21 protein-coding genes are annotated in these 23,464 nt (G+C 32.1%); all 21 read left to right on the plus strand.

Going from position 1 to position 23,464, the window contains the following annotated elements:
- The first annotated feature begins 195 nt into the window (after positions 1 to 195).
- The 21 genes from EKG35_RS12375 to EKG35_RS12475 all read left to right on the plus strand — a co-directional run bounded on the left by EKG35_RS12375 (position 196) and on the right by EKG35_RS12475 (position 23,419).
- The gene (locus EKG35_RS12375; RefSeq protein WP_126294773.1) at positions 196 to 567 is read left to right on the plus strand and encodes a CpsB/CapC family capsule biosynthesis tyrosine phosphatase; all 372 of its coding nucleotides are present in this window, start codon (positions 196 to 198) and stop codon (positions 565 to 567) included.
- Positions 568 to 927: 360 nt separating this feature from the next.
- Positions 928 to 2,157, plus strand: coding sequence for a GNAT family N-acetyltransferase (locus tag EKG35_RS12380; protein ID WP_126294774.1), 1,230 nt, complete (start codon positions 928 to 930; stop codon positions 2,155 to 2,157).
- A gap of 418 nt (positions 2,158 to 2,575) precedes the next feature.
- Positions 2,576 to 3,928, plus strand: a complete 1,353-nt coding sequence (locus tag EKG35_RS12385; protein ID WP_126294775.1) for a UDP-glucose dehydrogenase family protein — start codon at positions 2,576 to 2,578, stop codon at positions 3,926 to 3,928.
- Positions 3,928 to 4,623, plus strand: a complete 696-nt coding sequence (locus EKG35_RS12390) for a sugar transferase (RefSeq protein ID WP_126294776.1) — start codon at positions 3,928 to 3,930, stop codon at positions 4,621 to 4,623. Before EKG35_RS12385 ends, EKG35_RS12390 begins: the two co-directional genes overlap by 1 nt.
- A 77-nt stretch (positions 4,624 to 4,700) precedes the next feature.
- Complete coding sequence (locus EKG35_RS12395) at positions 4,701 to 5,798, plus strand: glycosyltransferase (RefSeq protein ID WP_126294777.1); 1,098 nt, start codon at positions 4,701 to 4,703, stop codon at positions 5,796 to 5,798.
- Positions 5,799 to 5,824: 26 nt separating this feature from the next.
- Complete coding sequence (locus tag EKG35_RS12400; protein WP_126294778.1) at positions 5,825 to 6,937, plus strand: EpsG family protein; 1,113 nt, start codon at positions 5,825 to 5,827, stop codon at positions 6,935 to 6,937.
- Positions 6,938 to 6,968: 31 nt separating this feature from the next.
- A complete protein-coding gene (locus EKG35_RS12405; RefSeq protein WP_185807744.1) occupies positions 6,969 to 7,787 on the plus strand; it encodes a glycosyltransferase family 2 protein in 819 nt (272 codons plus the stop codon).
- Between the two features lie 190 nt (positions 7,788 to 7,977).
- Positions 7,978 to 8,859, plus strand: coding sequence for an ATP-grasp fold amidoligase family protein (locus tag EKG35_RS12410; RefSeq protein WP_126294780.1), 882 nt, complete (start codon positions 7,978 to 7,980; stop codon positions 8,857 to 8,859).
- Positions 8,860 to 8,914: 55 nt separating this feature from the next.
- Positions 8,915 to 9,793, plus strand: coding sequence for an ATP-grasp fold amidoligase family protein (locus EKG35_RS12415; protein ID WP_126294781.1), 879 nt, complete (start codon positions 8,915 to 8,917; stop codon positions 9,791 to 9,793).
- Between the two features lie 113 nt (positions 9,794 to 9,906).
- On the plus strand, positions 9,907 to 11,160 hold the full coding sequence (locus tag EKG35_RS12420; RefSeq protein ID WP_281274616.1) for a flippase: 1,254 nt from the start codon (positions 9,907 to 9,909) through the stop codon (positions 11,158 to 11,160).
- 65 nt (positions 11,161 to 11,225) lie between these two features.
- Positions 11,226 to 12,536, plus strand: a complete 1,311-nt coding sequence (locus EKG35_RS12425; protein ID WP_246020338.1) for a glucose-6-phosphate isomerase — start codon at positions 11,226 to 11,228, stop codon at positions 12,534 to 12,536.
- Positions 12,537 to 12,561: 25 nt separating this feature from the next.
- Positions 12,562 to 13,452 carry a UTP--glucose-1-phosphate uridylyltransferase GalU gene (gene galU, locus EKG35_RS12430; protein ID WP_126294783.1) on the plus strand — a complete coding sequence of 297 codons (891 nt, stop codon included), beginning with the start codon at positions 12,562 to 12,564 and terminating at the stop codon, positions 13,450 to 13,452.
- 40 nt (positions 13,453 to 13,492) lie between these two features.
- Positions 13,493 to 14,464: a UDP-glucose 4-epimerase GalE gene (gene galE / locus EKG35_RS12435; protein ID WP_126294784.1), complete on the plus strand. Its 972-nt coding sequence runs from the start codon at positions 13,493 to 13,495 to the stop codon at positions 14,462 to 14,464.
- A 164-nt stretch (positions 14,465 to 14,628) separates the two neighbouring features.
- Positions 14,629 to 15,354: a YveK family protein gene (locus EKG35_RS12440; protein WP_126294785.1), complete on the plus strand. Its 726-nt coding sequence runs from the start codon at positions 14,629 to 14,631 to the stop codon at positions 15,352 to 15,354.
- Complete coding sequence (locus EKG35_RS12445) at positions 15,355 to 16,071, plus strand: CpsD/CapB family tyrosine-protein kinase (protein ID WP_126294786.1); 717 nt, start codon at positions 15,355 to 15,357, stop codon at positions 16,069 to 16,071.
- A 308-nt stretch (positions 16,072 to 16,379) separates the two neighbouring features.
- Complete coding sequence (locus EKG35_RS12450) at positions 16,380 to 17,177, plus strand: TIGR00282 family metallophosphoesterase (protein WP_126294787.1); 798 nt, start codon at positions 16,380 to 16,382, stop codon at positions 17,175 to 17,177.
- 165 nt (positions 17,178 to 17,342) lie between these two features.
- On the plus strand, positions 17,343 to 17,609 hold the full coding sequence (locus EKG35_RS12455; protein WP_097072367.1) for a stage V sporulation protein S: 267 nt from the start codon (positions 17,343 to 17,345) through the stop codon (positions 17,607 to 17,609).
- A gap of 309 nt (positions 17,610 to 17,918) precedes the next feature.
- Positions 17,919 to 19,658 carry a 2-oxoacid:acceptor oxidoreductase subunit alpha gene (locus EKG35_RS12460; RefSeq protein WP_126294788.1) on the plus strand — a complete coding sequence of 580 codons (1,740 nt, stop codon included), beginning with the start codon at positions 17,919 to 17,921 and terminating at the stop codon, positions 19,656 to 19,658.
- Complete coding sequence (locus EKG35_RS12465; protein ID WP_126294789.1) at positions 19,658 to 20,524, plus strand: 2-oxoacid:ferredoxin oxidoreductase subunit beta; 867 nt, start codon at positions 19,658 to 19,660, stop codon at positions 20,522 to 20,524. Before EKG35_RS12460 ends, EKG35_RS12465 begins: the two co-directional genes overlap by 1 nt.
- Positions 20,525 to 20,677: 153 nt before the next feature.
- Positions 20,678 to 22,228 carry a methyl-accepting chemotaxis protein gene (locus EKG35_RS12470; RefSeq protein ID WP_126294790.1) on the plus strand — a complete coding sequence of 517 codons (1,551 nt, stop codon included), beginning with the start codon at positions 20,678 to 20,680 and terminating at the stop codon, positions 22,226 to 22,228.
- A gap of 102 nt (positions 22,229 to 22,330) precedes the next feature.
- Positions 22,331 to 23,419: a glycosyltransferase gene (locus tag EKG35_RS12475; RefSeq protein ID WP_126294807.1), complete on the plus strand. Its 1,089-nt coding sequence runs from the start codon at positions 22,331 to 22,333 to the stop codon at positions 23,417 to 23,419.
- The last annotated feature ends 45 nt before the right edge of the window (positions 23,420 to 23,464 follow it).

The raw sequence follows: 23,464 nt of genomic DNA on the forward strand, positions 1-23,464 counted from the left end.
TAGACAATCCTTTTTCATTTCTTAAAGTTTTGATACAATTAATTTCAGACATTGCTAGCATCCTTTCAAACCTCCACTGGTAAAATTCGACACTTTAACAGTAGAGTGACTTGGGGTGGCTTGCAAGTCTATTTTTTTGCACTAAAAAAGTGCTAGACTCTGTACAAATTCGTTGCACTAGTCTGCACTTTTATTATGCAATACACACCAATCATTGCCCACCCTGAAAGAAACCATGAAATTTTTGAAAACCCACTGCTTTTAGAAAAGCTAGTTAGAAATGGTGCATTAGCTCAAATAACAGCTGGTAGTTTAACCGGACACTTTGGGCGAAAAGTACAAAAATTTCCCTTAGATTTAGTCAAAGCAAATTTAATACATACCTATGGTTCGGATGTTCATAATTTAAAAGCACGTCCTTTTTTATTTAAGGAAGGGCTATGCTTCTTAGAAAAAAAAGGTCTCTTGGATTATGTTGACATATTGATTGGAAATAATAAAAATATAATAAAAAATAAACAATTAATAATTCTTGAACCAGAGAGGATAAAAAAACGGAGATGGTAAACTTCAACCCTTGAAATGAAATGAAAAATTTTAGTATTCTTGAAGAAGGAGCTTCTCCTAATTCTTTAATAAGTATAATATGAAATTTTAGTTTAGCTTATTCGTATGACCTAAAAGCAATTTACTATCCAATAATAGAAGAAAGTGGAAAATATGTATTCAACTCGAAGTAAATTATTATTTTAATGCCGATATTAATAATAGATGTGATGTTATAATCCATTGCTTTAGGTTCACACAAGTGATTCATGGCTGCTAAACATTTAAATATGTAAAGCAGCTGCTTTTCTAAAGGGAGCTCGAGTTTTTCTTAAAGCAGTATTCACATAAAATAAAATCCAAAAATAATAGGTGATAATAGTGAATCAGCGTAAAGGTTTAGTAATGCGAGAAATTAGAATGGATGAAATGGGACAATCAATTGATTTATTAAATTATGTTTTCCAAATGTCGATGTCCTTAAAAAAAGATCGTCGTTTCGTAACAGAAAAAAGTAGACAATTTAATGTCGGGCATGCACTTGGCTGGTTTGACGGTGATCAGCTTGTATCTCAAATTCTTAGTTTGCCATTTCAAGTAAACGTTTACGGGGTCGCTTATGAAATGGGTGGGATTACTGCAATTGGTACTTATCCTGAGTATTCAAAGCAAGGACTAATGGATCAATTAATTAAAGAAACATTAACGATTATGCGTAACGAGGGTCGTTATATTTCATATTTATTTCCATTCTCTATTCCATATTATAGAAAAAAGGGCTGGGAAATTATGTGTGACATTGTCGAGTTCCAGGTTAAGGACACACAATTCCCCAATTATACTGAATTACCAGGAAAAATTCGTCGTGTAGATACGAGAAATAAACATGTTGTAAATATTTATGAAAAATATGCTTCACGAACTCACGGTGCAATGATTCGAAATACGATTGCGTGGAATGAAAAATTCCATGAAGACTATTGGGAGGAAAAATTCGTCGATACCGATGTACAATTACAGGCAGCGGTTTATTATGATGAAGATGACGAGCCTCAAGGGTATATGTTTTATCGTATTATGGAAGAAAATTTTTATATTGATGAAATTGTTTATTTACAGGAAGAAGCGCGTAAAGGTTTATGGAATTTCGTTTCTGCCCATAAATCAATGGTATACAATGCATACGGAAAAACTGCGGGTAATGAACCTGTTGCCTTTTTGCTAGAAGATAGTGAAATTATTCAAGAAGTATCTCCATATTTCATGGCTCGTATAGTAGATGTAGAAAAATTTCTAGCAACATTCCCATTCGATGAACCGACATTTCATATTCGTTTTACCGTGACAGATCGTTTAATTGAATGGAATAATGGAACATATGATATTTCTTCTACTGATTGGAAAGTAACAGTGAAGAAAGTGGATCATTCCGACGATCAGGAACATATTAACGTCCACATGTCCATTCAAACATTAGCAACAATGTTATTAGGCTATAAACGCCCAAAATACCTTGAAAAAATCGAACGACTAAAAGGAAAGACTGACACAATCTCCGTTCTTGAGGATATACTTCCAGTTGGAATTCCTACGTTTATTGATTATTTTTAAACTCTTCTTTAAACAGTTGTCTGATATCAAATCAGACAGCTGTTTTTATTGTATAGAAGAGCAAACCACCAGTTATACTGGTGGTTTTGACTTTTTTTTGTTAATAAATACAGTCGTGTATGCCTAGTAATTTTTTATTAGTAGTTTAGGCATAAAATTAAAGAAATTTTATATTAATTATATATAGAATGACGAATTATTAAATAATATAAATAATTTTTACCACTAGCCAAGGAATTATGTATTATAAAAAAACATATTGTGTAAAAAGAAAAAAACAAATGAACTATTGATTAGATGATACTTTAGTTAGATTTATATGCAAGTTTTTAAAACCTCCTAAATCGCTTACTTATTATTAGTTCAAATGTTTAGAAGGAAGGCGAAAAAGGCTAAGAAAAATCTCGGAGGGGAAGAGTTGGAGTTAGCAGTAGTAGGTGCAGGATATGTTGGTTTAGTGACTAGTGTATGTTTATCAGAAATCGGACATCACGTGACATGTATTGAACTTGATAAGAGTAAGGTTGACAAATTGAAAAAAGGAATCTCCCCTATTTATGAACCTGGATTAACGGAACTAATGATGAAAAATGTTAATTTAGGTCGTCTCTCTTTTACAACAAATTATTTAGAAGGATTTAAAAACAAGGATGTTATTTATATAGCGGTAGGCACACCTGAGAATGAAGATGGTTCTGCAAATTTATCCTATGTTGATGATGTAGCTAAGATAATAGCTAAAAATGTGAAAAGAGATGCGATTGTTGTAACTAAAAGTACTGTACCAGTTGGCACAAATAATCGAATTCAAACAATAATTAATAATCATAAGCCTAGTTACATATCAATTGAAGTCGTTTCCAATCCAGAATTTTTAAGAGAAGGATCAGCCATTTATGATTCATTTCATGGAGATCGAATTGTTATTGGGGCAAATAGTGAAAAGGCCGCAAAACTAATAGAAGAAATCAATAAACCATTTAACATTCCTATTTATATAACAGGTATTCGAAGTGCAGAAATGATTAAGTATGCTTCCAACGCATTTTTGGCGACGAAAATAAGCTTTATAAACGAAATTGCTAATATATGCGAAAGAGTGGATGCAGATGTGGAACAAGTGGCCTACGGTATGGGGTTAGACCACCGAATTGGCTCTCATTTTTTAAACGCAGGTATAGGCTATGGCGGCTCATGTTTTCCAAAGGATACAAAAGCTTTAATTCAAATTGCTGGAAATGTCGCATATGATTTCGAATTATTGCAAGGTGTCGTTAACGTAAATAAAAAGCAGCAGCGAATATTGCTTGATAAGTTATACGATAGGTTCGGTAATCTGAAGGGCAAAAAAATAGCACTTCTCGGATTAGCCTTTAAACCGAACACTGATGATATGCGGGAAGCACCATCGATTAGTATTTCAAGTGAACTAGTTAAGGCAGGTGCTATTGTATATGCATATGACCCTATTGCCATTGACAATGCAAAACAAATATTAGATTCATCCATTCACTTTGTTTACAACATTGAACAGGCAATTGGAGGTGCTGATGCAGCACTCATACTTACCGAGTGGGATGAAATAAAGAATATGGATTTTAATTTAATAAATACAATGAAATATCCTCTTCTCATCGACGGAAGAAATTGCATTAAATTAAAGGACATAAAACCCTATCAAATAGAGTACCACTCTATCGGGAGATCTAGTGTTAAAAATATAAAATCCAATAATTCAGAAGTAGTATGCCAAGTGGGTGAATCTAAATAATGTCGAAAGATGTGTATGAACCATCCACTTCTCTTTCGCATAATATCAATTCTAAAATTATTCATAAAAAGAGGCTATCAAGGAATTATGCTTTTATAAAACGGAGTATGGATATTGTATTTGCTATTTTAGGATTAATAATAACCTCACCAATTTTCTTAATTCTAGGAACTCTTTATTTTCTCGGAGAGGCTAGAGGGCCGTTATTCTATAAACAACGAAGATTTGGAAAAGGTGGTAAATTATTTTTTGTTTATAAGTTCAGATCCATGGTTGTAAATGCCGATGAGACATTGAAGAGAAATCAATTTCTTTATAAAAAGTATATAGAAAACAATTATAAACTTGAACAAGATGAAGATCCAAGAATAACAAAGCTCGGAAGGTTTTTAAGAAAAACGAGTATAGATGAGTTACCCCAATTAATTAATGTACTTATTGGGGATATGAGCTTAGTAGGACCAAGACCAATTGTTGAGGAGGAATTAATGGAATATAAAGAAAGAAAAAATGTTTTTCTTTCTGTAAAACCAGGCATCACAGGATATTGGCAAGTAAACGGGAGGAGTACTATCGGATATCCTGAAAGGGTAAATGTAGAATTGTATTATGTATATCATCAATCATTAAAGTTAGACATCTACATATTATTAAAAACTATATACGTTGTTATTCAAAAGAAGGGTGCATATTAGAATTTCTTTCATACCTATTGAATAATGAGATTTCAACTACTATTTTTCGTTCTTATAGAATTTTTAGGGGGAAATCTTTGAAAAATATTCTATTATTATGTGAAGCATATGGTGGGGGAGTTAAAACATATGTTGATGGAATATCCTCGAATAAGGATAAATTAAGCAATGTCCAATTAATAGTTCTAGTTAGTACTAAAAGACTTGAAAGTAATGTGCTTAATTCAAATAACGAATTTATTATCGACAATAATCTTTCTTTTAACAAATCTTTTTTTAAGTTTATTAAGGCTTTGAAAACAATTAATAAAATCGTTAAGGAAAAGGATATACATGTAATCCATGCTAATAGCTCAATATCAGGAGTTTTAATCTTTTTTTATAAAGTGTGTTTTAACTCGAAAGTTAAGTTTATTTATACTCCACACGGTTACTTCTCTTTTAAATCAATGGGGAAGATTAAAAAATACTTAGTTAAAAAAGTGGAAAAAAGAATAAATAGTATTTGTCTAAAAGTTATTCATGTGTCAAAAAGTGAAGAACGAATGGCAGTGAGTAATAAAATTGTAAACAATAAAAACTCGATAGTTATTTACAATGGTTCACAATTACCAGAGAAGGATGAAATAAAGAAGTTAAATGGAATTTTTACAATTGTAAATTTAGCTCGAGTAGATAGTCAAAAGAATCCATTTGGATTTATTGAGTTTGCTAAATTTATTATTGAGAGAAATCCTAGTGTCCAATTTGTTTGGGCAGGTAGTGGAGAGCACTTAAACTCTGCTAGAAAGACAGTTGCTGAGCTAAAATTGGAACACAAAATAAAATTTATTGGATATTTAGAAAATAAAAATGATCTACTCTCAAACGCAAATTTATTTTTTTCAACATCATTTTACGAAGGATTACCATTTTCTGTGGTGGAGGCTCTTTCTTATAAGCTGCCAGTACTTTTAAGTGATATTGTCGGTCATCAAGATTTAATAATAGACAATAAAAATGGATTGCTCTTTAATTTCCAAGACTACGAAAAAGTAAATAACTTTATTACCATGTTAATAAATGATAAAGAAAAATATAATTATTTATCATCTAATTCATTTGAAATATTTAAGAATCATTTTAGTCTGGATAAAATGATTAAAAATATAGCAGAACTTTATGAAACGGTTTAAGTATATTAATTGTTAAGGAGAGGTAGATGTTAGTATATACATTACTACCTATATTAGTTTTTTATGGACTAGTGTTGCAACGTTTAACTATTAAAAAGAATTTTTATAATTTGCAGACAGAAAGATATACTTCTCAAAAGAAAAATACATTAATGTTTTGTTTTTTGTTATTATGGCTGTTGGCAGTTTTCAAAGGATTAACAGTAGGTACAGATGCATCGATGTATTACCAATTTTTTAAAAGCGAAAACTATGAAATATTTGAACCTGGAATTTCATTTATATATAATATTGCAAATAAGTACAATAATTATATACTTTTTTCGTTTATTGTTTATTTAATATTTTTATTTTTTATCTCTAAAGGGATTGAGAAGAATTGTCCCAATTATTTAATTAGTATACTTTTCTTTATTTTAACTTATGTATACTTAACCAGCTTTAACCAAGTACGTCAACTAATAGCTGTATCATTGATATTTTGTTTTATTAATTTCCTCTTGTCAAAAAAAGATAGATACAAATTCGTAGTTATCATTTTAATTGCCTTATTATTTCATAGGAGTGCAATATTTTTATTTCTATTATTTCTAGTTCCAAAAAGTAAATTTAATATTAAATATATTATTCCATTTTTTATATTAACTATTATTTTATATTTCATCTCAGATTTTAAAGATTTTGTAGGAAAATTTATTATAAACTTTTCAGGATTTTATGCAGAAAAATATGAAGTTAATACTAAGCATTTTTTTTCTGTGAATAAGGAAAAAGGCATTGTAGAATTAATGCCTGTTATTTTTCAAATGGGGATTCTAGTATTTACCCATTTTTATTTAGATGCAAAAAAAAATCTTAATATAAATTATCATTTGTTTTACTTCTCTTATAATATCATCACTATAAATTTATGCTTATATGCGATAGCTGGTATTGAAGCAGTCGATAGAATCCAATTATACCTCTCTGTTTTTAATATTTACTTTTACTCACTACTTTTTCATCAACTCTTAAATGATACAAATAAATATATGGTTAGGTTAGTACCGTTTCTCATTTTATTATTTTGGTTAGTCTATTATTTCCTCAGAATTTTAACTAATAATCAGGGGATAGTTCCATATACTTTTTTAAATTAGCAAAATATTAAGGGATAAAAGGGGTTATAAGTTGCCGGAAATATCAATCATTTTAACAATCTTTAACGGTGCAAATACGATTAGGGATACATTAAATAGTATTAAATCGCAAACGTTTAAAAATTATGAATTGATTATAGTAAACGATGGCTCAAAAGATAATACAGGTGAACTTGTTGAACAGTTTGTAGAAAATAATAAAATGATGACTATTAAATTTTTAAACCTAAATCAAAATATTGGTAGATCAAATGCATTGAATTTAGCGTTAAAGAACGCATCTTCAGATTTTATTGCAAATATAGATGGAGATGATTTATGGTCAAAAAGACATTTAGAATTACAAGTAAATAATATAAAGACACATTCTGAGTTTGATGTCATATGTTCAGATTACTATTTGTTAATTGGAAATGAGAAAACTATAAATAATTTTATACAAAGTGAAATAGGGGATCGGATGATTGATATTACAAAAAAGGTTGGTAGGTTTAACCCGATAAATCATAGTACAGTCATCTTTAAAAAATTATTAATTGAAAAAGTAGGAGGATATAATGAAGACTTAAAAAAATTAATAGATTATGATTTGTGGTTAAGACTTAAACAGCAAAATGTAAAAATTGGCTTTTTCCCAGTTAAAACATGTATTAAAAGAATACACAAAAATCAAAATTACGAAAATAAAAATCCAGTAGATTATGCTTATAAGATATTCCAAATGTCTGCAAAATCACTTATTAACACCAGAGATTATATTGGGTTTTTCTTTGCAGTAAGCAAATTCTTTTACGGTCTAGCACCCCAACATTTCAGACAATCTTTAAAGAAAGTGCTTTACGGAAAGTAAAAATAAGAGAATCGCAAAGGATCTTTAAGGAATAGGTTAAAAGAAAAATTTAAATTTACACGATGAATATTAACACTAAATCCTCTAAAATTTAATATCATTATTGTTATTATTACGTGATAAAGTTTTAAATTCATTTATAGGAAGTTTAATTAATGAGCAAATGATAACAACATATGTGGGGGATTAAATGTCAATTATAAAAAAGGTATTAAGACCTAGTTTTTCACTATTGGTAAAAACCTCTCCAGTATTTGCTAGTAAAGTTATATACTATAAAACCTTTAGGGAAAAATTAGATTTAAAAAATCCAACAACATTCAATGAAAAATTAATGTGGCTTAAATTAATGGAAGAGGATACTCTCAAAACTAGATACACAGATAAATATTTAGTAAGAGATTATATAAAAAAAAATGGGTATGAAAAAATTTTAATTGATTTATATAAAGTTTACGATAGTGCTGAAGAGATTGATTTTGAAGAATTACCAAATAGTTTTATTTTAAAATGTACACATGGCTCGGGTTTTAATATTATCTGTTCGAACAAAGAAAAACTTGATATAAAAAATACAGTCTTACAAATAAAAAAATGGATGAAAACAGATTATTCTTTAATCAGCTGTGAGCCTCATTACTCTAAAATTAAACCTAGAATAATTGCTGAAAAATTTTTAGGGAACTCAGATGGCAAAGTGCCTATTGATTATAAAATCCACTGTTTTCATGGAGAGCCAAAAATTATAGAGTTAATTTTTGATCGAGGAACTACTCAAAAGAAATGTATTTTGCTAGATTTGAACTGGGACATATTACCCTATAATGAACAAAGTATTAACTTCAAGGAAGAAATTAAAAAGCCTGAAAAATCTAATGAAATGCTGAATATCGCTAGAAAGCTAAGCAGCATATTTACGTATGTAAGAGTAGACTTATATTACTGTAATAGAGAGATTTTTTTTGGAGAGCTTACTTTTACACCGGATGCCTGCTTATTCACAGATTTATCAGATGAAGCAGGATATAAAATTGGCAACTTATTAGATTTGACAAAATCCTGCGTAAAATAATTTTTGTAAGGGGTTAATATCAATTATTAAAAGAACTTTAAGAATAGTTTTTTCAATGTTAGTAAAAACCTCACCAGAGCTCGCCAGTAAATTAATCTATTTTAAAACTTTTAAAAAAAGATTAAATTTAAAGAACCCTAAAACATTCAATGAAAAATTGATGTGGTTAAAACTTAACGAAGACGATTCCTTAAAAACTATTTATACGGATAAGTACCTAGTAAGGCAATATATTCAAGAATTAGGATATTCAAATATATTAATTGATTTATATAAAGTGTATGAAAGTGTTGAAGAGATTGATTTTCGAGAGTTGCCGAATAGTTTTGTATTGAAATGTACACATGGATCTGGATTTAATATTATTTGTTCAAATAAAGAGAATTTGGATAAAGAGCATACTATTCAACAAATAAAAAAATGGATGAAAACCGATTATTCACTTTACTGTTGTGAACCTCATTACTCTAAAATTAAAGCTAGAATAATTGCTGAAAAATTTTTAGGGGGATCTGATGGGAAGCTGCCAATGGATTATAAGTTCCACTGTTTTCATGGAGAACCGAAAATTATAGAATTAATATTTGATCGTGGAACTGCTCAAACAAAATCCATTTTATTCGATTTAAACTGGGACATATTACCTTATGATCAGCAGAGTCTTAGCTTTAAAGAAGTTATTGCACCGCCGGAAAAAGCGAATGAGATGCTGGAAATTGCAAGAAAGCTAAGCAGCGGATTCACTTATGTAAGAGTGGATTTATATTTTTACAATAAAAAGATTTATTTTGGAGAACTTACTTTTACGCCAGATGCCTGCTTATTTACCGATTTATTTGATGAAGCAGAGCATATCATTGGTAATTTAATAGATTTGGCAAAGTCTACTAAAGGAACATCCGGAAAAATGTTAGAACAAAATATAAATTTTTAAATTTAGGATTCTATCCAAAAGTATTACTCAAATAAGTTGATTATAAAATTCTATAAAGGAAGTTTATTATAGTACAGCTTTCATTAGTAAAAAATAAACTTAATACAAAATTTATAAGAAATACTGGTTGGTTATTATTTGAACAGATTTTTAGGATGGGCCTGTCGCTAATAATTACATCACTTATGGCTCGATACCTTGGTGCTCAAGATTTTGGTTTACTTAATTATAGTTTAGCTTATATTATAATTTTTACGACAGTAAGTAATCTTGGAATTGATTGTATAATCGTAAATGAAATTATTAAAAAAAGAGAAGATACTGGCAAGATTATCGGTACAACTATTTATCTTAGATTATTTTCTTCACTAATTTCATTTTTCTTAATCTACTTAATCGTTAGCTACTTAAACCCCAATGATACTATTCTTCTAATTATAACATTACTTCAGTCTATCTCATTACTCTTTATTATTTTTGATACAATCGAATATTGGTTTCAATCAAATTTGCAATCAAAATATATTGTGATTGCAAAATCGACAGCTTTTATTATCGTGACAATTTGGCGGTTAGCTTTAATTATTTTCGAAAAACCTATACAATATTTCGCTATTGCAACGGTGATTGAAGCTATTGTTATAAGTTTATTTATCGTGGTGTTTTATATAAGATTTAACGGGCCAAGACTGCAGTTTTCATATCAAACAGCAAAACGATTGTTATTTCAAGGTTATTATCACTTTATTGCCGGATTACTTATTATGGTGTATACCCAAATCGATAAAATTATGCTGGGACAGATGACTGGTGGTGCAACGGTAGGAATTTATTCAGCAGCACTAACGATATCTAGTTTATGGATGTTTATACCAAATGCACTTATAGAGTCAGCAAGGCCGATTATAATGAATTCTAAAGATCAAAATGAAAAATCATACATTAAGAAAAATAAGCAGCTATATTGTTCCATAATGTGGATAGGGATTGTAGCTTCTGTAGTAATTACTCTACTTGCCAAACCTATCATTTTATTAATTTATGGAAATCAATTTATTGAGTCAATAAATGTACTTATCATATTGATTTGGTCACGAATTTTTTCATTAATAGGGACTACTAAAGCTATATGGTTAACTGTAGAGAATTTAGGAAAATATCAAGTTTACTTTGTAGGAATTGGAGCTTTATTAAATATAGTACTGAACTGTCTATTTATTCCTAAATATGGAGCGGTTGGTGCTGCAATTGCTACTTTATTTGCGGAAATAGTTTCTACACTTATTGCTTGTTTATTTTTTAATAAAACACGTCCTTTGTTTAAATTAATAATTGAATCATTGTGTTTTAAAGATATAAAGAATTAAGCAAAAAGAAATGAATAAAGCTGCAAAAATTGAAAGCAATGTTGCTATATTTCAACAAATAGGAAATGAGGGAAAACTTGACAATTCCATTGCTTCATACTGGTATTTTAAATGAATCATTAGTTTATATTGACTGGTTAAGTTATTCTTCAATGGTAGCTTCAATTCATCATTACATTGAAGGAATAGAAGATGAACAAACAGGTTGGCTTAATTTACCTATCGAAACAGAAGATGATTTGTTGAATTCAATTGGAAATGTAGCAAATGAAATAAAATGCAATGCCGACATATTAGTAGTAATCGGTATAGGTGGTTCATTTTTAGGTGCGCGGGCAATACAAGATGCACTAACTCCATATTTTGGGCAACATCAAAATGGTGTTGAAGTTGTTTATGTTGGTCAAAACATGAGCGGTGCTTATATTCAGCAATTATTAAATAGTCTTAAGTTCAAAGACATATATGTAAATGTTATTTCGAAATCTGGAACAACACTTGAACCTGCTTTAGCATTCCGTGTATTTCGTCAATATATGGAAAAACGCTATGGGGAACAGGCAAAGGAACGTATTATCGTCACAACGGATTCTAAAAAAGGATTGCTAAGAAACATAGCTCAAAATTCAGGCTATCGCCAATTTGTCATACCTTCAAATATTGGCGGACGTTTTTCTGTTTTTACACCAGTTGGACTTTTACCAATTGCGGCTGCGGGGGTGGATATAAATCATTTAATTGAAGGTGCTAAAAAGGCAGCAATACATTTAAAAGAAGAGAAATTAGAAATGAATGAAGCATACCGTTATGCAGTTATTCGACATGCATTATATAAACAAGGCTACCAAATCGAATTGCTCGCATCTTTTGAACCTAGTCTTGCTAGATTACATGAATGGTGGAAGCAATTATTTGGAGAAAGTGAAGGAAAAGATAAAAAAGGTCTTTTTCCTGCAACAGTTAATTACTCTACTGATTTACATGCCATAGGCCAATTTATTCAGGAAGGCAACCCAATACTTTTTGAGACATTCCTTCATTTTAAAGAAATTATAGATGATTATCGAGTACCTTTTGACAATCGAAACGAGGATCAGCTTAACTTTTTATCCAACCTTAGCTTTAATGAAATAAATGCTACCTCTAAAGAAGGGGTTGCTTTTGCACATTCCAATGGGGGAGTGCCTGTTATTCAATTGGAGTTGCAACGTCTTGATAGTTATCATCTAGGATACCTCATTTACTTTTTTATGAAGGCATGTGTAATGAGTGCGTATTTGTTAGAAGTAAATCCATTTGATCAACCAGGTGTTGAGGCTTATAAAAATAAAATGCTTGAATTGTTAAATACAAAATTAGCAACTGAACAAATTTAAAATAACAAATGAGGAGATTAATAGGATGAAAGTTAAGAAAGCAATAATTCCAGCTGCAGGTCTTGGTACTCGTTTTCTACCAGCTACAAAAGCAATGCCAAAGGAAATGTTGCCGATAGTAGATAGACCTACAATTGAGTTTATCGTTGATGAAGCGATTCAATCAGGAATTAAAGATATTTTGATTGTCACAGGCAAAGGCAAACGTGCAATTGAAGATCATTTTGATATAAACCTAGAACTTGAACAGAATTTAGTAAAAAAAGAAAAGCATGAGCAATTAAATAAAATTAAATATTCTTCTGAAGTAGAAATTCATTATATTAGACAAAAGGAACCAAAAGGGTTGGGGCATGCTATTTGGTGTGCAAGGAACTTTATTGGAAATGAACCTTTTGCTGTCTTATTAGGAGACGATATAGTTGAATCACCAAAACCGTGCTTAGCACAATTAATTGACCAATATGATAAAACACAGTCATCGATTGTAGGAGTTCAAAAGGTCTTAGGAAAGGATACTGAACGTTACGGCATTATAAACCCGCTTAGTATGGATGGAAGACTATATGAAGTGCGAAATTTTGTTGAAAAACCAAAACGTGGTACAGCGCCCTCTAATTTAGCTATCGTTGGTAGATATATATTAACTCCCGAAATTTTCCCAATTTTATCTTGTCATGAAATGGATAATAACGGGGAAATCCAGTTGACAGATGCAATTGAAAAACTAAATAAAATTCAAAGTGTTTTTGCATATGAATTCGTAGGAAATCGATATGATGTTGGAGAGAAGATTGGCTTTATTCAAGCTACATTGGAATTTGCTTTAAATAATGAGGAAATTGGTCAAAAAGTAGAAGAGATGTTAAAGGAATTATTAATAAAGAGATTAAGTAAAGACAAAGTAAACTTATAGCGTCTTATATAAATTCTGAATTAGTGAGGGAGATTATTTAATGATTCTTGTAGTTGGTGGTGCTGGTTATATTGGCAGCCACCTAGTAAAAGAGCTGGTAAAGTCACATAAAGTATTAGTTTTAGATAATTTATCAACCGGCCATCAAGAAGCAATTGATGAGAAAGTAATTTTTATACATGGTGAACTAGGTGACCAACAATTATTAAATGAAATCTTTTCAACGTTCTCTATTCAAGCTGTTATGCACTTTGCGGCGAACAGTTTAGTAGGAGAATCTGTTATAAATCCACAAAAGTATTATATGAATAATGTAGTTGCGACACTCTCACTTTTAAATACAATGATAAAACATAAGGTGAAAAATTGTATTTTCTCATCCACAGCAGCTACATATGGCATTTCAAATTCACAACTAATTGATGAAGCTGTCCCCACATGGCCGATAAATCCGTATGGCCGATCTAAACTCATGATTGAACAAATATTATCTGATTACGCACAAGCATATGATTTACATTATGTTATTTTAAGATATTTTAATGCTGCGGGTGCTTATACAACAGGTGAAATTGGAGAAAGCCATCATCCAGAATCTCATTTAATTCCCATCATATTGCAGCACCTTGCTGGCTCTCGAGAAAAAGTATTCATCTATGGCGATGATTATGATACCCCCGACGGTACTTGTATTAGAGATTTTATTCACGTAATGGATTTGGCAACTGCTCACATTATTGCACTTGAGTCATTGTTAAATGGAAAGAACAAGGCTGCTATTTATAATTTAGGGAATGGCACCGGTTATTCAGTAAAGGAAGTTATTAAAACTTGTGAAAAAATCGCTCAATCAAAATGTAATTTTGAAATTGCACAAAGACGTGCAGGTGACCCAGCAATATTAGTGGCTTCTGCAAAAAAAATTCAGCAAGAGCTTGGTTGGAAAGCAGAAAAAGACTTAGAGTCAATCATTGAGAGTGCTTGGAAATGGCATAAACATCAAAAATATTAGCAGGCTAATAAAGTTGGGGTCTCTGTTGTAAAGACACCCCATATTGAAGAATAAACAAACTATTGGGTACATATTAATAATTGTACAAACCATATACTTTTATAATAAATGCTGGATTTCTAAAAGTTTTCTTTTTTAACTATAAGCACTAGGGAGGACACTCATTGGATGAAGCACTTAGTTTACAGGAAATATTAAAAATAATAAAAAAACGACTTTTTCTTATTATTAGCTTTGTTGTTATAAGTGCTGGAGTTACTGCGCTTCTTCTTTTTTATGTAATTCCACCAATCTATTCAGCGCAAACACAAATTTTAATAAATCAAAATAATATAAATCAGGAAGTTTACGGTTGGGCAGAACTTGAAACGGATTTACAATTAATCGATACGTATAATGTGATTATAAAAAGTCCAGCTATCTTGAATAAAGTAATTGAAGAATTAAACTTGGATATAACAACAGAATCGCTTTCAAATCAAATTTCCGTTTCAAATGAAGATAACTCAAAGGTTGTCAATATAATAATAGAAAACAAAGATTATGGACAAGCAGTGATAATAGCCAATAAAGTTGCAGAGATATTTAAAGAGGAAATTCCAACTTTAATGAATGTTGATAATATAAATATTTTATCAAGCGCAACTATAAGTGATACCCCCAGCTCTGTAAAACCAAATAAAGTTTTATATATTGGAATTGCAGCAATTGCAGGATTGCTTCTTAGTGTAGGTTTAGCTTTTCTATTAGAAAATTTAGATTCTACAATTAAGAATGAAAAGGATATTGAAGAAATTTTAAGCTTGCCAGTAATCGGTAGAGTTAGTTTGATGAAACTTGAAAAAAGCCATAAATCCTCTAGCTCGCAATATCATGCAAGGAGGAGTTAAATGTTCAAAAAAAAGAAAAAGAGAAGAAAACTTTCTACTATGCCGCGTATTCTTGTGACTTTATCAGATAATTATTCTTTTGTATCGGAACAGTTTCGAACAATTCGTACTAATATTACATTTTCAATGTCTATTGATGATCAAAAAACTCTTTTAATAACCTCCTCAATTCCAGGAGAGGGGAAAACAACAAATGCTGCCAATATTGCCATCGTGTTTGCCCAAGAAGGAAAAAAAGTATTGTTAATCGACGCAGATATGCGTAAACCAACATTGCATTTAACATTCAATATTTTAAATTTAGAGGGCTTTTCAACAATATTAGCAAGAAAAAAGCAGTATTATGAAGTAATTCAAAATACTTCGGTTGAAGACCTATTTATAATTCCTAGTGGTCCAATCCCGCCCAATCCAGCTGAATTACTATCTTCAAAGGCACTTGATGATATATTAAATGAGATAAAGAAATATTATGACGTTATCATTTTCGATGCACCACCATTGTTATCAGTGACAGATAGCCAAATATTGGCTAATAAAACTGATGGCACTGTGCTTATTATAAATTCAGGAAGTACTGAAAAAGAGGATGTTTTAAAATCAAAGGAAATTCTTCTTGCCTCAAGAGCGAACATATTAGGAGTTGTATTAAACAACTATAAAATACCTCGAAATAATTATTATAGATATCAATATGCATATATAGAAAAGCAATAACTGAATGTCATTCGAATACATTTGAATATAAAACTTGAAACGTAAATCTTTCTTGTGATTTACGTTTTATTTTGCTCTTATCAAACAATGAATGGTAAAATTGAGGGTGTTATTTATCTTATTTATTTAGTGCCACCCCACTAAATAGAGATAAAGCCTCCAGCAAGTTTCGATTTCGGAGAGTTCGTAGGAAATTAGCCAAGTAGTCTCCCTCCAGCAAAGGCGATTTAACCTTATCGGTGCAGGCCCTTTACGATTCCGAAAGCGGACGCTGGTTAGCATGGCGTTGATAGAAAGTAGGTCATTAAATGAAAGTTTTATTTATCGGCGATATCGTGGGTTCAATCGGTCGAGATGCAGTGGAAAAATATTTACCCCGCTTAAAGAAAAAATATGGTCCAGATGTTGTCATTGCAAACGGAGAGAATGCAGCAGCTGGCCGCGGAATTACACAAAAAATTTATCAGCAATTGTTGCAAGTTGGTGTTGATGTAATTACTATGGGCAATCACACTTGGGACAATAAAGATATTTTTGAATTTATTGATGATGCAGAGTATTTAATTCGTCCTGCTAACTTTTCAAACGAAGCACCTGGAAAAGGAATGGTGCAAATTACGAAAAACGGTGTTACGTTATCAGTGATTAATTTGCATGGTAGAGTGTTTCTACCGCCACATGAAGATCCTTTTGCGATGGCTGATGTTTTAGTGGAAGAAGCACGTAAAATATCCCCATTAGTTTTTGTTGATTTTCATGCTGAAGTAACAAGTGAAAAAATTGCCCTAGGTTGGCATTTGGACGGTCGTGCTTCTGCTGTTGTTGGAACACATACACATGTTCAAACAGCAGATGCCAGAATCTATCCAGGTGGAACAGCTTATATTACCGATGTTGGGATGACAGGTCCGTACGATGAAGTTTTAGGAATGAAAAAAGAAAGCGTCATTTACAAATTTCAAACAAATATGCCTTCTCGTTTTGAAGTTCCTAAAACCGGACGAGAAGTACTAAGTGGATTTTTCGTTGAGATAGATGATAAAACGGGTAAAGCATTTAGCTGTGAACGAATTTATATAAATGAAGACTATCCATTTAAAGGTTAAAAATAAATTTTTTTCAGCTCCAAATTCAAATTAGAATAGATTCTAATTTCCTCTTTAGCAACATAAAATGTGATACGGACACTAAGTTGAAGTCCTTTGAATGAATGCCCAAAAATTCAAATGCTTCATTCAACATTTATTAAAGCTATATGGGGAGGAATAATTGTGGATTCATTAAAAGTATCATCTCGCTCTAATCCAAATTCTGTCGCAGGTGCGCTCGTTGCGGTTATTCGAGAGCAAGGATATGCGGAAATGCAAGCTGTAGGTGCAGGTGCATTGAATCAGGCAGTGAAAGCAGTTGCGATTGCGCGCGGTTTTGTTGCGCCGAGCGGAACGGACTTAATTTGTGCACCGGCATTCGCAGATATAACAATTGCTGGTGAGGATCGAACAGCATTAAAGTTAGTAGTTGAAAAAAGAAACCGATAAAAGCGTTTGAACCGGAGCTCTCATTAATTAGCCTTGCTAATTAATGAGAGCTTTTTCAATTTAATTTTTGGTTTTACAATGCTCGGGAAATACTGACACAATTATGACATACTGAAGTAGTGAATCTTTAACTTATAGGGGTCGTCTTATTTTACATAAAGCTATAATTTTCGGTATTTTCTCTATTTCCGTCAAAGGTCTGATTTTCACCAAATTGTTGTATTTCCAATAGTTTATGATATACGTTCATGTTAAACTAATGTAGGAAATTCATATATAAATAGAGTAATAATTTAAGGAGTTGTTAACATGTTACATCAGCTTTCGTGGAAAGTCGGTGGGCAGCAAGGTGAAGGTATTGAGAGTACAGGTGAAATCTTCTCAATGGCAATGAATCGTTTAGGTTATCACCTTTACGGCTATCGTCATTTCTCTTCACGTATTAAAGGTGGCCATACGAATAATAAAATTACAGTAAGACCAACAGAAGTGCGCTCAATTGCGGACGATTTAGATATTTTAGTAGCATTCGACCAAGAAACGATTGAAGTTAACTATAAAGAGCTAACAGAAAAAAGCATCATTCTAGCTGATAGCAAATTTAATCCTACAAAACCTGAAGATTCCAAAGCTCCATTATTTATCGTACCATTTACAGAAATTGCTGCAGAACTAGGTACTTCTCTGATGAAAAACATGGTAGCAATTGGGGCAACTTCAGCTTTATTAAACTTAAATATTGAAGTATTTCAAGGTGTAGTTGAAGAAATTTTTGGACGAAAAGGCGAAGAAGTAGTTAATAAAAACATTGAAGCTATCCAAAAAGGCTATGACGTTATGAGTGAGCTTTTAGGTGAACGAGTAGGTGAATGGGAACTAGCTCCTGCAGATGGAAAACGTCGCATGTATATGATTGGTAATGACGCAGTTGCTTTAGGTGCTCTAGCAGCAGGTGCACGCTTTATGGCAGCATATCCTATTACACCCGCTTCAGAAATTATGGAGTATTTAATTAAAAAGCTACCGAAGCTTGGTGGAGCCGTAATTCAAACAGAAGATGAAATCGCAGCTGCTACAATGGCGATTGGTGCGAACTTTGGTGGTGCCCGCGCATTTACGGCATCAGCAGGACCTGGATTATCACTTATGATGGAGTCGATAGGTCTATCTGGTATGACGGAGCAACCTTTAGTGATTGTCGATACGCAACGTGGGGGTCCATCAACAGGTCTTCCAACAAAACAAGAACAATCAGACTTAATGGCAATGCTCTATGGTACACATGGTGAGATTCCAAAAGTTGTCATTGCACCTTCTACATTGGAGGAAGCGTTCTTTGACACAATTCAAGCATTTAATATTGCGGAAGAACTTCAACTACCAGTTATCATTATGACGGATTTACAATTATCTCTTGGTAAACAAACTACGGATCCTTTTGATTATAAGAAAATTGAAATTCGTCGCGGGAAAATTGTTGAAGGGGATATTGAACCAAACGACAATAAAGACTACTTCAAACGTTATGAAAACACTGAAGATGGAATTTCACCACGCGTTTTCCCAGGAACACCTAATGGTATTCACCATGTAACAGGTGTTGAGCATGATGAAACAGGTAAACCAAGCGAAGCACAAGGAAACCGTGAGATTCAAATGGACAAACGTTTCCGTAAACTTCAACATTTAAAATTCGATAATCCTGTTTATGTAAATGCACCACATGACGAGTCGGATGTATTATTAGTTGGTTTTAACTCTACACGTGGAGCAATTGAAGAAGTACAAGAGCAATTAACGAATGAAGGGCTTAAAGTAAACCATGCACATATCCGTTTACTATTCCCATTCCCATCAGAAGAAATGGCTCCTTTAGTAGCAGGAGCGAAAAAAGTGATTGTTGTAGAAAACAATAAAACTTCTCAACTTGCAAATATTATGAAAATGAATATTGGCGGTCACAATAAAACACTTAGTATCACGAAATATGACGGTACACCGTTCTTACCTCGTGAGCTTACAAATAAAGTAAAGGAGCTGCTTGACTAATGGCAACATTTAAAGATTTTCGTAACTCAGTTAAACCAAACTGGTGTCCAGGCTGTGGTGACTTTTCTGTTCAAGCAGCTATCCAACGTGCAGCGGCTAATGTAGGAATTGAGCCACATGAATTAGCGGTAGTTGCAGGTATTGGTTGCTCAGGACGTATTGCCGGCTATATTAATTCTTACGGGTTCCACGGAATTCATGGTCGTGCGCTGCCACTTGCACAAGGATTAAAAATGGCCAACCGTGATCTCCATGTTATCGCTTCTGGTGGTGACGGCGACGGGTTTGCTATTGGTATGGCTCATACAGTACATGCGATCCGCCGTAACATTGACATCACTTATGTTGTTATGGATAACCAAATTTATGGTTTAACAAAGGGTCAAACTTCACCTCGTTCTGCACAAGGTTTTATTACAAAATCAACACCTGGCGGGGCAATTGAACCTTCATTAAAACCGTTAGAAGTGGCATTATCAGCTGGTGCAACATTTGTCGCACAAGGTTTCTCAACAGATATTAAAGAATTAACAGCTTTAATTGAGGCTGGTATTCAGCATAAGGGATTCTCATTCATTAACGTATTCAGTCCTTGTGTAACATACAATAAGGTAAATACCTATGAATGGTTTAAAGAGCATCTAACGAAACTATCTGAAATTGAAGACTATGATTCTACAAACAGAGAATTAGCAATGCAAACAGTTATGGAAAAAGAAGGATTAGTAACAGGTATTATTTATCAAGAAACGGATACAAAATCTTACCAAGAAAAAGTACCTGGCTACTCTGAAGAACCACTATCAAAAATTGATATGAATTTATCTGAAGAAAAGTTTAATGAATTAGTAAAAGAATTTATGTAATTGCTTCGCAAGGGCTCCTTTTAAAGGAGCTCTTTTACTTGGGGGAAATACCTTGAATATGAAATTTTTACAAACTATTTACATATATCTTACAGTTGCTTTATAAAACTAAACTATGCTCTTACTAGAAATAAAGTAGAGGGGTCGTTTGGATTGCGTTTAAGACGCTATATTAAGGTAAAAGACCGATTACTAGTTTTAATGATTGTTTGTATTATTTCGAACAGTATTTTTGCAATTTTTAGTATTGATTATTTAAGGAAAATGGAAAATAATACAGAAATTATGTATGGAGAGAAGCTTCTAGCCGTTAACACAATCTCAGATATTGAAGTTGCTTTTCTTACCGGAGATTCCAATAGATTGAACGAGATTCAAAATTTACTAGAAAATTATAAGTTTGATTCTAAAATGGAATTTTACATAAAAGATTTAAATAGTAGTTTGGAAAGTGAAGATCATAATAAAATAATCACTACAGTACAAGAAATGAAGCAATATGTAATTGATAGGGCAGAAAGTCAAATGGCATCTTATCAAAAGGATATTTCATTTGGATACAAATTATTGGCTAGTGTGTCAGTTGTGATTATTCTAATTATTATTTATTTCAGTATACGGGCTACAAGAGCCGTAAATATACCGACAAGACAGCTAAAAAAATTGCTTAAAGAGGCTGAACAAGGTGATTTTACAAAAACCGCTACATATGATTCCAAGGATGAGCTAGGCGAGGTCATGCTAAGCTACAATCAAATGGCAACGGAAGTGAAGGAACTATTAAGGGTTGTACAAGAAAGTGCTGCTTCAGTAGATGAAGCAAATGACCAATTGCAACGTGCATCAGAAAAAACAACAGAGGCATCAATCCATATTTCACATGATGCTACCGATTTAACAAAAGCTACCATTCGATCAACAGATCAATTAAAAGTTAATACAAATGCACTTCAAGGGATTGCTGAGGGTATAGAAGTTATCGCAGAAGGTATTGAGTATATAGAGAAAACGATTCAACATACCGTATATGAAGCAAATGAAGGGGTTCAATTTGTCAACTTAAATATTGGACAAATGAATGAAATTGAACAAGCCGTAAAGCAAACGAACGATATGATGCAGGTGTTAGTTGCGCATTCAAAAGAAATTGAAAAAGTGGTTCAAATGATTAATGAAATCGGAGAACAAACGAATCTACTAGCATTAAATGCAGCTATTGAAGCAGCAAGAGCCGGGGAATATGGAAAAGGCTTTAGCGTAGTTGCTGACGAGGTTCGTAAACTTTCAGAACAATCAGTTCGATCAACTCGGGTAATCGAGAATATAGTCAAGCAAATTCAAAGCGACACAAAAGAGTCAGTACGTTTCATGGGAGTTGCTATTGAATCTGTCCAAACAGGTCTTGATACTACGAATCAAACAGCTGCAAAATTCCAACAAATCGTATCATCTGTAAATGAAATCGGACCGCATATTGGCGAGGTTTCTTCAACAATAAGCTCAATCACAGAAAGCACAAAAGAAGTTGCTCAAAATTCATTACAATTAAGCGAAGTATCAAAGCAAAATGCATCCAGAATAGAGCAAGTGTCAAAATCAACAAATGATCAGCTGGAAGCAACACGTGAAATGCACGAGGAAATTCAAAAAATTACCAAAAATATTCGTTCATTAACAAGTGCAATTAAGCGATTTACGGTTTAGTTTTTAATATTTTGTTAAAAATTGGTGCATTCATCATGTTCACTCAAATTTTCTATTCATATAGTAATGAATATGAATACGAATATATTTGGTGGTGAACGAATGGTTAAAATTAGTTTATGTATGATAGTGAAAAATGAGGAAGAAGTTTTACATCAATGCTTAAATAGTGTAAACGATCTTGTGGATGAAATTATAATTGTCGATACTGGCTCAACAGACAAAACGAAGGAAATTGCAAGTCAATTTACAGAAAAGATTTTTGATTTTGAATGGGTTGATGATTTTTCTAAAGCAAGAAATTTTGCCTTTAGTAAAGCAACGATGGATTACATTTTTTGGATGGATGCAGATGATGTTTTGCTAGAAGAGGATCAGGTAAAGTTTCAACAATTAAAGGATTCTCTTGCAAATAAAGTGGATGCAGTTTCCATGCTTTATCATATAGCTTTTGATGAATATGATAATCCAACATTTAGTTTTAGAAGAAATCGACTTGTAAAAAGAGCGCGCAATTTTCAATGGTATGGAGCAGTTCACGAATATTTGCAAGTGGGTGGAAATATAATTTCATCAGATGTTGCCATTACACACCGAAAAAAAGATAAATCAATCAATCGACCACAAAGTGATCGGAATTTAAAAATTTATGAGAAACGATTAGAGAAGGGGGAAACATTTACCCCAAGAGATTTATTTTATTATAGTAATGAATTAAAGGATCATGGACAATATGAAAAAGCAATTCAATTTTATAATAAATTTTTGTCAGAGGACAAAGGATGGGTAGAGGATAAGATTCGAGCTTGTATTAATTTAGCTGCATGTTATCGAAGTTTAGGTGATGCAGAAAAAGAAATTGATGCACTTTTAAAATCACTTGTATACGATGTACCAAGACCAGAAGTTTCTTGTCGTATGGGCGACTTATATAAAGAGCAAAAACTTTATGAGAAGGCCATTATTTGGTATCATTTAGCAACTAATGTTTCAACAGAAAATATTATGGGATTTAGACAGGAAAGCTATTCAACTTGGTATCCGTATTTACAGTTATGTGTTTGTTATTGGAATATTGGTGAAAAGGAACTTGCTGTTGAATATAATAACAAGGCAAAAGCATATCGACCACATGATCCTGCAGTCCTAAAAAATGAAGAATTCTTTAATAGTTATTTTGCAAATAAATAATTGAAAAAAAGTGTCCAGTATTATCTGGACACTTTTTTTCATAAA

It is taken from the genome of Lysinibacillus telephonicus (assembly GCF_003966145.1).
GTDB classification, from domain to species: Bacteria; Bacillota; Bacilli; order Bacillales_A; family Planococcaceae; genus Ureibacillus; species Ureibacillus telephonicus.